This window comes from Haloplanus sp. (assembly GCF_028275055.1).
In the GTDB taxonomy this organism is placed as follows: domain Archaea; phylum Halobacteriota; class Halobacteria; order Halobacteriales; family Haloferacaceae; genus Haloplanus.
Genome location: NZ_JAQCNJ010000006.1, coordinates 53,335 through 65,685 on the forward strand (window position 1 = coordinate 53,335; position 12,351 = coordinate 65,685).

The following is a 12,351-nucleotide window of genomic DNA, read 5'->3' on the forward strand; positions in this document are numbered from 1 at the left end:
TTAGGAAAGATAACCAATGTCACGGAGTCCGTCGCTTCCGGACCGCCCGCGGTTGGATCTGGATCCCGAGATGTCCGACGCGGAGCGGCTGGACGCCATCCAGCAACATTACGAGCGGATGATCCGCGTCAACGAGGAACTGGCAGAGCGGCTCGATGAAACCGACGACCGTCGCGAGGAACTGATGGAAGAGGTCGACCATCTCAAGCGCCGAAACGAGGTGCTGAAGACCTCGTCACTGTACGTTGCCACCGTCGAAGAGGTGGCCGACGACGGCGTCATCATCAAACAGCACGGCAACAATCAGGAGGTGCTCACCGAACCGTCCCCGCGCATCCGAAAGGAACTCGCTGCGGGCGACCGCGTCGCCGTCAACGACTCCTTCAGCGTGCAGGCGATTCTCGACGACGAGACGGATTCGCGAGCACAAGCCATGGAGGTCGAGGAGTCGCCGACGGTCACCTACGACGACATCGGCGGCATCGGCGACCAGGTGCGCGAGGTGCGCGAGGCCGTCGAGGACCCCCTGTTGACGCCGGAACTGTTCGAAAAGGTCGGCGTCGATCCGCCGTCGGGTGTCCTGCTCCACGGCCCGCCGGGGACGGGGAAAACGATGCTCGCAAAGGCCGTCGCCAACGAGACGGACGCCACATTCATCAAAATGGCCGGCTCCGAACTCGTCCGGAAGTTCATCGGCGAGGGGTCCCGACTGGTCCGTGATCTCTTCGAACTCGCCGAGGAGCGCCAGCCGGCGGTCATCTTTATCGACGAGATCGACTCCGTCGCCGCCAAGCGGACGGACTCGAAGACCTCCGGCGACGCCGAGGTCCAGCGGACGATGATGCAACTGCTCTCCGAGATGGACGGCTTCGACGACCGCGGCGAGATTCGGATCATGGCCGCGACCAACCGGTTCGACATGCTCGACGAGGCGATTCTCCGCCCCGGCCGGTTCGACCGGCTCATCGAGGTGCCAAAGCCCGACGCCGAGGGCCGCGCTCAGATCCTCAGCATCCACACCCGCGACATGAACGTCGACGACGACGTCGACTTCGCGGAACTGGCCGACGATCTCGACGACTACAGCGGCGCCGACCTCGCCTCCCTCGCGACGGAGGCCGGGATGTTCGCCATCCGCGACGACCGCACCCTCGTCACGATGGCCGACTTCCGCGACGCAAAGGCGAAAATCGAGGACAACGAGGACTCCGGCCCGGTGATGGCTTTCACTGACTACCAGTACTGAGTCCGACCGGTTCCCGACGGATCGCTTTTTCTCGACCCGTTCTTCGGTGGTCGGTTCCGGGCAACCGCCGCGTACCGTGGTGTCGGTTCTCGGACGGACCGCCGTGCCCGCCGGCGTGTGTCGTCGGCATGACCTCCGATACACGGCGCTCGAAGGTCCGTACCGCCCACATCGTCCGGAGCGCCGACGGCTTTTTAGCCGCGCTCCCCCTACCTGAAACGACTGCGATGAATGGAAACACGCCGTACGGAGGCGCGCCGGGAGTCGTCGACGCCGGACAGCGGTCGACGGACGTCGAACTCACTCAGAACCAGCGACAGTCCCTCCAGCGGGCCGTGGCGGGAATCGTCTCACAGACCCGATCGTACCTGCCCGACAGTTACACCGTCGGGTCGGAGCTATCCTACGGGTCGAACGGACCGACGGCAACCGTCGCCGTCCGTCCGCCGGCGGGCCATCCCGTGAGCGCGGGGTTCGCGCCCGACCTCGACGATCTCGAAACCGGACTGGAGACCGACGAACGCGACGAGGTCGCGCGCGGACTGGCCGCGAGCGCCGCGCTTCAGGTGATGGATGCCGTCGGCGACGGTATCACGCCGACCGCTCGCTGACGTTTTTCTCGTTCGCCGTCGGCGGGGCGATCAGGACCGCATAACAGAACAGGAGCGCCGACGGCCGTCGGTGTCGCCGTCACCGCCGACACGAACGCCCCGAGAAGCAACGGCACCGGGAGCAGTGCCAGCAACAGGTCATACCGGGACGGTGTTGTCGGTAGGCTGATACTGTCGCTCTGGGGCGTTTGAACGCTCATACGTACTCACTCCACCTTTTGATTGCTAATTTGTAAACTAAAACGTTTCGCCGAGCGTATCTGAGGAGTCGACCGAACGTTCAAAAAACCACCGTAAATAATATGGATACGTTACTTCGGGCCATCGGTCCGGGCGCGGCTCGGCTTACTTCCCCCAGAACGGATCCCGCCGCCGGTGGTTGTCGAGAAAGCCTTGGAGCGCCTCGAGTTCGTCGGCGGCGATTTCGTCGGTCAGTTCCTGTTCGAGGATCTTCGCGTGTTTCTCGGGCACGTCGACCCAGAGCTCATCACCCTCGTCGATCCCGCGGCCGACGGTCGGGCCGTCGATGGCGACGCTGACGCGTTCGCCCGCCCGCGCCTCGTCGACGTCGTCGCCCTGTTTCTGGATGCCGCTCAACTGACCGACACGGTCGAACTCGTTGCCGTCGAAGCCGCCGACGTAGGAGTTGTTCTGGAGGGTGCCCGAGAGCACCTCGACGCCGACGACGGCGGGGTCGGACTGGCGGAAGACGTGGTCGTCAAGGATCCGGAAGCGGGCGGGCCGGACGATCTTGTCGAGAACGGTCTCCTGTTGGGCGCGCTGGCGTTCCTCGATAAACGTCTCGTAGTCCTCGACCAGTTGGTAGATCACGTCGTCGTGGAACAAACGTACGCCGCCCTCCTCGAGTTCGCGCTCGGCGTTCGCGAGAACGTCGACGTTGAACCCGAGGATCACTTGATGTTCGGCGCCGTCGGCGGTGCTGGCGACGGCCACGTCGCGGGGGGCCACGTCGCCGACCTCCGCCCGAAGGATCGGCACCTCGGCATCGACGAGAGCGTTTGCGATCGCCTCCAGACTGCCGAGCGTGTCGGCTTTGACGACGACGCCGTTCTCCTCGGTCTCGACCTCGATCTCGGCGAGTTCGGACTCTACATCCGCGGCGACGGCCGCCCGCTCGCGGTCGCGAACGACCCGGACGGGAGCGCCGGCCATGGCCTCGGCTAGATCGGGGGCGGCGATCTTCACCCCGGCGGCGGCGGCGACGGCGTCGACCCGTCCGAACCGCTTCTCCGCGCGGATCTCGGCCAGCGGCTTGGGTTGGAGGAGCGCTCGCACCTCGGTCACGATGGGGTCGCCGGTCCCCCCGACGACGATCTCGTCGCCCTCGCGGATCGTCCCGTCGTACATCACCGCATCGAGGGTGGTGCCGAAGCCTTTCTCCTCTTTCACCTCAAGGACCGTCCCCGCGCCAGGGCCGTCCACGTCGATCGTCATCTGTTCTTTCATGTACCGCTGTGACAACCCCATCAACACGGTCAGGAGGTCAGGGACCCCCTCGTCGGTCATCGCGGAGACGGGGACGACACCGATGTTGCCTTGGAAGTCTTGGACCCGCCAGTAGAGGTCGGCCGAGAAGCCCGAGTCGGAGAGTTGGCCGATGATCTCGTAGAGGTTTTCGTCGAGTCGGGAGCGGGCGCGATCGCTCTGTGACTCGTAGGAGACCTGTATCGGCTCGCCGTCCTGTGGGTTCCACCCCGGTGTGGTGTCGATCTTGTTGGCCGCGACGACAAACGGCGTCCCGGTCCGTTTGAGAATGTCGATGGCCTCCTCGGTCTGGGGCTGGAAGCCGTCGTTTACGTCGACGACGAGAATAGCGATGTCGGCGAGTGCGCCGCCGCGCGAACGAAGCGTCGAGAAGGAGTGGTGGCCGGGCGTGTCGATAAACAACAGCCCGGGCAGATCGAAGTCGTCGGGATCGACGAGGCTGCCGGCGATCCCCGAGATGGTGTCGAGGGGGACCGCAGTCGCCCCGATGTGCTGGGTTATCGCGCCGGCCTCGCCCTCACTGACCGCCGAGCCGCGGATCGTATCAAGCAGGCTGGTCTTCCCGTGGTCGACGTGCCCGAGCACGGCGACGATGGGGGTTCGAAGTGCGTCCGGTCGGTCGCGTGTGTCCGAATCTGACATGGTGTCCCCCGACAGAAGGTTGCTTAGTGGGCAAGAGCCGTGGACCGAAGTTAAGTCTTTCAACATCCCCTCACGCCGCTCGCTGCGGTGTCGGCCCCGTGGCGTTTAAGTTCGTGCCCTCGAATATCACGCCCATGTCCAACGTACTCGCGGAAAACCTTTCGGGGAAGTCCGTGATGGGTTCCGATGGAACCGAACTCGGGATGTTGTACAACATCACGATGAACCTGAACACTGGCGCGCTGAACGACCTGCTCGTGTCTCCCAACGAACAGTTCTCCGCGTCCGACTCCCGCTTCCAGCAGGACGACCAGGGGCGACTCCACGTCCCCGTCTCCCGTGTGCAAGCGGTGAAAGACTATATCGTTATCGACCGGTAGATGCACGTTCTCGACTCCTCAGCGTTTATCCACGAGTACCACACCTCAGAGTCGATGGCTTCCATCCCCGCGGTTGAGGAGGAACTCGAAGACGAGAGCGCCTACCGCTTCGACGCCATGGAGGGTGCGGGGATGCACATCCACATCCCGGCCGACAACACCGTCGAGACCATCGAACGGGCGGCCATCGAGACGGGTGACGGCGAGGAACTCTCCGATACCGACGTGCGTCTCGTCGCCACCGCCTTCGAACTCGACGGGACGCTCGTCACCGACGACTACGCGATGCAGAACGTCGCCGAACATCTCGGCGTCGTCGTCGAGGTGATCGCCCGTGAGGGCATCTCCGAACAACGCGACTGGCGGTTCCAGTGCCAAGGTTGTGGCCGCGAGTTCGACGACCACCGCGACCGTTGTCCCATCTGTGGGAGCGACCTCTCGCGAAAGAACCCCGCCTGAGAGGCGAGCGCCGCGCCCTCGGGCCGCCCGGGCCTCGTCGCCTCTCCCCAACGAAACACGACACCGCGCCTTCGTGATGCCTTTCCCGTCCACCCGTGGCGTGATCGTTCGGTGTCCCGGCGTGTCCATTTTACCCCTCGGGGTCGGTGGTGTGGTATGCGCGCCGCAACGTATCACGGTCCCGGCGATATCCGGATCGAGGAGCGTCCAAAGCCCGAACTCGAGGCCCCAACCGACGCCATCGTCCGCGTCACCCACACCGCGGTCTGTGGCTCAGACCTGTGGTTCTACCGCGGCGAGAGCGACCGGGAGGTCGGCTCGGCTGTCGGCCACGAGCCTATGGGAATCGTCGAGGCGGTCGGTGACGACGTGCGCTCGGTCAACCCTGGTGACCGCGTACTCGCCCCCTTTCGGATCAGTTGTGGCGCCTGTGAGTTCTGTCGGAAAGGCCTGCACACCTCCTGTGTCGACGGTGATTCGTGGGGCGGGGCGAACGGCGGTGGGCAGGGCGAATACGTCCGTTCGACCCACGCCGACGGCACGCTCGTTCGGGTTCCCGACCGCCACGCCGACGACGAGGACACCCTCCGGGCGCTTCTCCCGTTGACCGACGTGTTGGGGACGGGCCACCACGCCGCCACCAGTGCCGGCGTCGACGCCGGGGCCACCTGCGTCGTCGTCGGCGACGGCGCGGTCGGCCTGTGTGCGGTTCTCGCCGCCCGCCGCCTCGGCGCGGAGCGAATCGTCGCCGTTGGCCACCACGAGGACCGTCTCGCCGTCGCCGAGGAGTTCGGCGCGACCGACACCGTTGCCGCCCGCGGCGACACGGCCATCGAACGGGTCCAGGAACTGACCCACGGCGGCGCGAATCACGTCGTCGAGTGTGTCGGCGCGTCGTCGTCGATGAACGCCGCCATCTCGATGGCTCGTCCCGGCGGCACCGTTGGCTACGTCGGCGTCCCCCACGGCGTCGACGAACTCGACCTGTACGGCATGTTCGGCGACAACGTAACCCTCCGTGGCGGCGTCGCCCCCGTCCGGGCCTACACCGAGGAACTGATGGCCGACGTACTGGACGGCACGCTTGACCCCTCGCCGGTCTTCACCGAGACGGTCGGCCTCGACGGAGTCCCCGAGGGCTACCGGCTGATGGACGACCGCGAGGCGATCAAGGTGCTCGTGAAGCCGTAACGGGCACGCGAGCCACGCTTATTCCCCTCGGTGCGCTATGGCGTGCTATGACCGGATTCGAACGCGTCGCCGCCGCCGACGAGGCCCGCGAGGCGAGTCCGCAGGTCGTCACCGCCGACGGTCGACCCATCGGTCTCTTCTACCACGAGGGATCGTTTCACGCCGTCGACAACCGCTGTCCCCACATGGGCTTTCCCCTCGCCGAGGGGTCCGTCGACGACGGCATTCTCACCTGCCCGTGGCACCACGCCCGTTTTGAACTCTCCTGTGGTGATACGCTCGACCCATTCGCCGACGACGTCACCGCCTTCCCGGTCGAGGTGCGGGACGGCGACGTGTACGTCGATCCACATCCCGACCGCGAGACGCCGCCGGCGACCCATTGGGAGGAGCGCCTCGACCACGGCCTCCGGGAGTCACTCGACCTCGTCGTTGCCAAGGCGGTTCTTGGCCTCGACGACGCCGGCGTCGCGCCGACGGTCCCCTTGGAGGTGGGGACGGCCTTCGGGACACGGTACCGCGAGAACGGGTGGGGCAGGGGGCTGACGACGATGACGGCGATGGCGAACCTCCACGACGCCCTCCGGCCCGAGGACCGGCGGCGGGCCCGCTACGTCGGCCTCGGAGCGGTGGCCGACGACTGCGCCGGCGAACCCCCCTTCTTCGTTCAGGAGCCGTTGTCGACCGACGGCGTCGCCCCCGACCGCCTCGCCGACTGGTTCAGAGAAACGATCGAGCTTCGGGACGCCGACGGCGCGGAGCGGGTACTCCGGGCGGCCATCGCGAGCGACGCCGACGAGTCGGCACTCGCCGGAACCGTTGTTGCCGCGGCGACCGACCACCGGTATCTCGACTCCGGTCACCGCCTCGACTTCGCGAACAAGGCCTTCGAACTGCTGGACCGGATCGGCTGGGACCACGCCGACGCCGTTCTCCCCAGCCTCGTGCCCGCGCTCGCCTCGGCCGACCGCGCCGAGGAGCGGTCGGCGTGGCGCCAACCCGTCGACGTGGCCGGCCTCGTCGTCGAGGCGAGCGACGCGCTTCCCGACCTGATCGAGACCGGCGAGAAGAAGACGTGGACCGAACCGGACGGCTTCGTCGACCGGCTCCTCGCCGACGACCCCCACGCTGTGATGGATACGTTGACCGACGCCATCGAGGCGGGGGCGAGCGCCGCCGCCCTCGCCCGAGCGGTCGCCGACGCCGCCGCCAGACGGGTCGCGCAGTTCGGCACGGCAAACGAGTTCCGCGACTGGAACACAGTGCATCACACCTACACGTACGCGAACGCGGTCTGTGGCCTCGCTGGGCGCACCGACGCCCCCGAACTCTACCGCGCCGTTTTCGACGGAGCGATGAGCGTCTACCTCGACCGCTTTCTCAACACGCCGCCAGCCCCCCTGCCCGATCCCGACGGCGACGCCGACCCGGACGCCGTTCTCGACGACCTGTTGGAGACGTTCGAGGTTGAGGCCGACGACACCGTGTCCCGCGCCGGCCGACTCGTGGCCGAGTATCTCGCGGCCGGTGGCGACGCCGCCGGTCTGAAGCGCGCGATCGGCGAGGCGCTGTTGCGCGAGGACGTCGGCTTCCACCCGCGACAGAACGTCGAGGCGGCCGTGTCCCGGTACGACGCTGCGGCCGCGAACGGTCGGGAGCGCCGAGGACGCGCCCACCTCGTCGCGACGGCGCGTTACCTCGCGGCCCACACGCCCACCCGTCGAGAGGGCGAACAGACCTTCCGGATGGCCCAGCGCCTCGCCAGAGGCGAGACCCTTCACGAGGCCTGACGCCCGGAACGCTTTTTCTCCCGCTCAATCCACGGTACACATGGCGAGGAATCTCCACGAGCGACAGGCACCGCTGAAAGAAACCTACGAGTCCGACCCCGAGGCGGCGCAGGTGACGCTCACGGCCACCGGTGACGAGGCGGCAGACGCGACGGCCTGCAGTGTCGCGGTGGGTGAGGCCGTCTACGAGGCGGAACTCCACGAGGGCGCGGGTGGCTCCGGCACCGCGGCCTGTTCGGGCGACCTCCTGCTCGGTGCGCTCGCCGCCTGTTCGCAACTGACCGCACAGGCGGTGATCGAAAACTTCGGCGTCGACGCCACGGTGTCGGTCCGTGTCGAGGGCGACCTGGATCTCCGGGGAACGATGGGTGTCGCCGACGTCCCTGTCGGGTTTCAGGACATCCGCCTCGACGCGACGCTATCGGGTGACCTCGACCCGGAGACGGCGGCGGCGATTCAGGAGGCGACCGAGCGGTACTGTGTGGTGTACCGGACGCTGGTCGACACGCCGGACGCGACCACCGAATGGGCGTTCGAAAAAAGCGCCGAGGATGAGATTTGAACTCATGTGTCCTGAACGGACAGTTGCTCTCGAAGCAACCGCCTTGGCCGGGCTAGGCTACCTCGGCACATGATGAGTATGATCGTGCGGGCGTTTAATCGGTTTCGATTCGACGCCGGCTCCCGATCCCGCGGATTGAAGTCGCCGTAGCCCGAGCCGCGACCATGGCGACGGTCGACACGGCGATAAACGCGATACACCTGCTGGTTGCCGGTCTGTGGGCCGGCAGCGTTCTGTTCGTGGCCGGCGGACTGCTGCCCGCCGCCCGCGACGGCGACCTCGGTGCAACGGTGCTCGGCGGGCTGATCGGTCGCCTCCGGTGGGGGTCACGGGTCGCGTCGGTCGTTCTCTTGCTCACCGGCGGCCATCTCGCTGGAACACGGTACACCGCCGAGACGCTCTTTGGGTCTACGCGTGGCTACCTCGTTCTCGCGATGGTCGGGTTGTGGCTCGCCATGGCCGGTCTCATTGAGGCGGGGTCGGGCCGCCTTCTCGACGGCGTCGACGAGCGAAGGGTGCGAAAGCCCGCACGCGCGGCGACGCCGTTTTTTGTCGCCGCGACGGGTGCGGCCGTCGGGCTACTCGTTATCGGCGGCGTCCTGCTCTGACCGGTAGAAACCGACGCCGACCGCCGGATCCCGGCGGTCGACAGGTTGCCGTGGCGAGTTACGTCGTCGGGGTGTGCCGGTCGCCTCGGCCACGCACCGACGACGAGTCACCGTAGACGATGCGCTCGACGATTTCGTCGAAATCGGGAAGCGTACGGTCACGTGTCGGTTCGTCCGCTGGCACGTGTGGTACGAGGGTCATCTGCCGTCACCCCGTTCGAACATGACGGCGTTCTGAATAAAAAACGTTCTGCCGCTCCGATCACCGGCTGTGCCCCCGTCTGAGGGCCACGACAGCCGTCATGACGGTTCTCACCGGGCACCCGCTCCGGACGTCTCGGGCCGGAGGAGCAGACGACCACGGCCGCCGCCGATGGGCCGCGACGGCGGCCGACACGCCGAGCCACCCGGGCATAGCTCCGGACACACGCCCACGTCACGTCCTGGGCCACACTATCGGCTGCCACGAACCGCATACTTTTTATTTTAGGGTTACCTAAACAGTGTCAATGCCAACTGGTAAACGGTCCCACACGGACGATGACGGGGAGCCACAGTCGCCCGAAACGCCCAGGGTGTCGGTCTGTGAGAGCTGTCCCGGTCGAACGGTGTTTCTCGAGTCCGGCAACACGGACGGTTGGATCGCAAGCGACCTGACGATGGAACCGACGCGCTAGTCCGCGCTGTGTTTTCGCGGGCCCTCCGAACACCCGTTTGACCCGACCCGGACACCGCCACCGAGGGGCCTCGCCGCGCGTTTCGACCACCCGTGGCAGGCGTTCGTGCGTACACCCCGACCATGCCCGATGGCAGGCCCGACGTGGCTCGCGTCCGTCCGTCGTTTCCGTGCTGTCGGTCGATAACCCGCCGTAATCGCGCCCCAGTCGCGACCGGAAACAGGCGTCCTACGACACCACACATCCGATGGCATCGACCGAACGCGTCGCGTTCGCTCCACTCACGTCTCCCAACCCCAGCCAACCGATCCGGAACGACCGGATCTGCCACGGAGAGGAGAACGGGACGACGAGCGGTGTCCCGAACGCCGCCGCGTCGCTTGCCGTGGCCTGTGAGCGAAACGGGGACCGTACAGAACGGTCGTGTGCGGAGTCGGACAGCCACCCCGCTTGGCCTTACCGGAGCGTGACGGAGGTGAGAAACCCGAGGGCGACGAACTGGAGCGCCCGCATCGCGACCACCGTCGTCTGTGCGGCCGGGTCGGCGGCGTACAACATCCCCGAACTGATGAAAAAGCCGATGGCGACGACGTTCTCGACGGCGAGAACACCCGCAAACGCGACGAAACCCAGCGTGAGCGGGGTGCCGAACCGGCGGTAGTTTCGCCCCCACACGACGAGCAGGGTGGCAAGCAGGCCGATGTTCAGCGCGGACAGGACGGCTGCAACCGACAGCAGTGGTGTCATGTTCATTTCAGATATGCTCCGTTATCTCCTCGAACCGGTCGCGGTGGCGGTCGAACCGGTCGGTGAGAAAGTAGAGGCGGCCGTACTCCTGATCGCCGCTCTCGACGACGTCGTGATCTTCGAGCATGTCGAGATGGTGGCGAACGGAGTTGTAGTCGATGTCGAGCGCCTCACAGAGTTTGTTCGCGTTACGCGGTCGCTCGTCAAGGAGACGGATGATCCGCGCGCGGTTCTCGCCGCCACGCGTCCCGGCGAGCAGGTACCAGAGTGCCTTCTCCATTTGGGCGCTGTGTAAGTGGTGGTGAGCGGTGGGCGCAAAACAGTTCGCCTCGGTCACAGCGACCGTGGATCGACCGTCTTCGAGACCCACCCACTCGGTCCACTGGGGAACGCCTCCGCCTCCTCCTGTGGTTGGACGGTCCCCGTTCCGTCGACGGCGCGAACGACCACCTCGTGGCGGTTCCCGGCCTCATACCGGTGGACCCACTGTCGCCACACGTCGTCGCCCGGCAACGGCTCCGAAAGCTCTGCCTCGACCCACGTCGCTCCGGCGTCGGTCGATACCTCGACACGGTCGATCCCACGCGTCCCGGCGTAGGCCGTGCCGCCAACCTCGATCCGGCCGTCGTCGAGACGGTTCTCCGCCCAGAGTTTGGCCACCGTTTCGACCGGGCCTGTGCCGTGCCAGCCGCGCTCCTCCCAGTAGCCCGTCGCGGGTTCGTCGAGGATTTCGATTTCAGTGAGCCATTTCACGTTGATTTCGCCCCAGTGGCCCGGGATCAGCGCCCGTGCCGGCGCGCCGTGACCCCGGGGGAGCGGCCGGCCGTTCATTCCGACCGCGAGAAATCCCTCTTCGAGTGCGTCGACCGGGAACTCCTCGTAGAAGCCGTCGGCCGCCCGAAGCATGACGTACTCACCCTGTAGCCCCGCCTCCTCGAGAAACGTCGCGAGCGGGACGCCCGTCCACAGCGCGTTATCGAGTTTCCTTCCGTTGAGCGACTCACCCACACACCGAAGCGTCGCAAAGCGGTGTTCCTGCTCCATCGCCTCGATATCCGAGACGGTGATCGTCGTCTCCTCGTCGACCGCGCCGTGAATCCGCATCGACCAGTCCTCACGGGCCGGATCGGGATCGACGTTGGCGACGTCGACGCGGTAGAAGGAGTCGCTGACCAGCGGTTCCAGCCCGTCGACCGACAACGACTTTGACTCGGCCTCGTCGAGCAAGGTCGCCACGTCCTCGGGGACCGGCTCCGTACTCGCGGCGTCCGTTCCGACCCCGCTGTCGTCCACCGCTCGCCGCCCACCGACGCCGACGACACCGACCGCGAGGGCGGCGGCGCCCGCGAGCACCGTCCGCCGCGAGTCGTCGACATCGACCGCCGCCGCGGTCGGTTCCCGGAGGTCGGCGGCGACAGACACCAACGCCCCACCGACCGCGGCCCCGAGTGCCGAGGGAACCGACCCTGACAGGCCGACCGAAACGGCGGCAATGGCGACGCCCACGGCCGCCGGCGAGACGGTCCGTCGGCCGCGCCGGGCCGCGACGAGTCGCGCACCGCCGGCGACCGCCCCGAGTGCAACCACGGTGGCCGCGAGCCCCGAGAGGTAGGCGAGGTCGCTCCCTATGTCCCCGAGAACGGTGATGGCGAACGTGACGATGGCGGCCGGTGTCAGCGTCACCATCGTGTTCGCTATCGTCGCCGCGACAAACGCCGTGGACCCGCCGACAACGGCGTAGGACCCGGCGACTGCGGCCGTCCCGGCCGCGAACGCGACGGTGCCGCCGAGAACGACCCGCCGCCACGGTAGGGGGGTCACGCCCCACCCCGACAGTCCGCCGCGTCCGCGTTCGTTCGACGCCACCCGCGTCGGTTCGATCGGATCATACCTCCACCGAAGGGCGGTGACGTGTAAGGCGTTTCTCAACTT

The 12,351-nt window shown here is 66.9% G+C and carries 14 protein-coding genes and 1 tRNA gene; 9 read left to right on the forward strand and 6 right to left on the reverse strand.

Going from position 1 to position 12,351, the window contains the following annotated elements:
* Nucleotides 1–16: 16 nt before the first annotated feature.
* Nucleotides 17–1,246 (forward strand): proteasome-activating nucleotidase Pan2, encoded by a 1,230-nt coding sequence (pan2, locus tag Q0925_RS00645; protein ID WP_299330737.1) that lies wholly within the window; start codon nt 17–19, stop codon nt 1,244–1,246.
* Nucleotides 1,247–1,473: 227 nt separating this feature from the next.
* Nucleotides 1,474–1,857, forward strand: coding sequence for a DUF5811 family protein (locus Q0925_RS00650; protein ID WP_299330865.1), 384 nt, complete (start codon nt 1,474–1,476; stop codon nt 1,855–1,857).
* A 345-nt stretch (nt 1,858–2,202) separates the two neighbouring features.
* Here Q0925_RS00650 and infB read toward each other — a convergent pair whose 3' ends face one another.
* Nucleotides 2,203–4,005 carry a translation initiation factor IF-2 gene (gene infB, locus Q0925_RS00655; protein ID WP_299330738.1) on the reverse strand — a complete coding sequence of 601 codons (1,803 nt, stop codon included), beginning with the start codon at nt 4,003–4,005 and terminating at the stop codon, nt 2,203–2,205.
* 134 nt (nt 4,006–4,139) lie between these two features.
* On the opposite strand from infB, the gene Q0925_RS00660 reads away from it, so the two are divergent.
* From Q0925_RS00660 to Q0925_RS00680, 5 genes are all read left to right on the forward strand, one after another.
* Nucleotides 4,140–4,385: a PRC-barrel domain-containing protein gene (locus tag Q0925_RS00660; RefSeq protein ID WP_299330740.1), complete on the forward strand. Its 246-nt coding sequence runs from the start codon at nt 4,140–4,142 to the stop codon at nt 4,383–4,385.
* Nucleotides 4,386–4,844, forward strand: coding sequence for an NOB1 family endonuclease (locus tag Q0925_RS00665; RefSeq protein ID WP_299330742.1), 459 nt, complete (start codon nt 4,386–4,388; stop codon nt 4,842–4,844).
* A 156-nt stretch (nt 4,845–5,000) separates the two neighbouring features.
* On the forward strand, nt 5,001–6,035 hold the full coding sequence (locus Q0925_RS00670; RefSeq protein ID WP_299330745.1) for a zinc-dependent alcohol dehydrogenase family protein: 1,035 nt from the start codon (nt 5,001–5,003) through the stop codon (nt 6,033–6,035).
* 47 nt (nt 6,036–6,082) lie between these two features.
* A complete protein-coding gene (locus tag Q0925_RS00675; protein ID WP_299330747.1) occupies nt 6,083–7,825 on the forward strand; it encodes a Rieske (2Fe-2S) protein in 1,743 nt (580 codons plus the stop codon).
* A 40-nt stretch (nt 7,826–7,865) separates the two neighbouring features.
* Nucleotides 7,866–8,387, forward strand: a complete 522-nt coding sequence (locus Q0925_RS00680) for an OsmC family protein (RefSeq protein WP_299330749.1) — start codon at nt 7,866–7,868, stop codon at nt 8,385–8,387.
* Here Q0925_RS00680 and Q0925_RS00685 read toward each other — a convergent pair.
* Nucleotides 8,369–8,454, reverse strand: a tRNA-Ser gene (locus Q0925_RS00685). The two genes, Q0925_RS00680 and Q0925_RS00685, sit on opposite strands and share 19 nt — an antisense overlap.
* Nucleotides 8,455–8,551: 97 nt before the next feature.
* On the opposite strand from Q0925_RS00685, the gene Q0925_RS00690 reads away from it, so the two are divergent.
* On the forward strand, nt 8,552–8,995 hold the full coding sequence (locus Q0925_RS00690; protein WP_299330751.1) for a transporter: 444 nt from the start codon (nt 8,552–8,554) through the stop codon (nt 8,993–8,995).
* A gap of 58 nt (nt 8,996–9,053) precedes the next feature.
* Here the strand turns inward: Q0925_RS00690 and Q0925_RS00695 are convergent, their stop codons facing one another.
* The gene (locus tag Q0925_RS00695) at nt 9,054–9,197 is read right to left on the reverse strand and encodes a hypothetical protein (protein ID WP_299330753.1); all 144 of its coding nucleotides are present in this window, start codon (nt 9,195–9,197) and stop codon (nt 9,054–9,056) included.
* 307 nt (nt 9,198–9,504) lie between these two features.
* Here Q0925_RS00695 and Q0925_RS00700 point away from each other — a divergent pair, with 307 nt between their 5' ends.
* A complete protein-coding gene (locus Q0925_RS00700) occupies nt 9,505–9,672 on the forward strand; it encodes a hypothetical protein (RefSeq protein WP_299330755.1) in 168 nt (55 codons plus the stop codon).
* A gap of 456 nt (nt 9,673–10,128) precedes the next feature.
* On the opposite strand, the gene Q0925_RS00705 is transcribed toward Q0925_RS00700, so the two are convergent.
* Genes Q0925_RS00705 through Q0925_RS00715 form a run of 3 tightly spaced genes read right to left on the reverse strand, consistent with a single transcriptional unit; the run spans nt 10,129 to nt 12,240 of the window.
* Complete coding sequence (locus Q0925_RS00705; RefSeq protein ID WP_299330758.1) at nt 10,129–10,425, reverse strand: hypothetical protein; 297 nt, start codon at nt 10,423–10,425, stop codon at nt 10,129–10,131.
* Between the two features lies 1 nt (nt 10,426).
* Nucleotides 10,427–10,699, reverse strand: a complete 273-nt coding sequence (locus Q0925_RS00710) for a winged helix-turn-helix domain-containing protein (RefSeq protein WP_299330760.1) — start codon at nt 10,697–10,699, stop codon at nt 10,427–10,429.
* A 53-nt stretch (nt 10,700–10,752) separates the two neighbouring features.
* Entirely contained in the window at nt 10,753–12,240 is a 1,488-nt protein-coding gene (locus Q0925_RS00715; RefSeq protein WP_299330763.1) for a molybdopterin-dependent oxidoreductase, read from the reverse strand.
* Between the last annotated feature and the right edge of the window lie 111 nt (nt 12,241–12,351).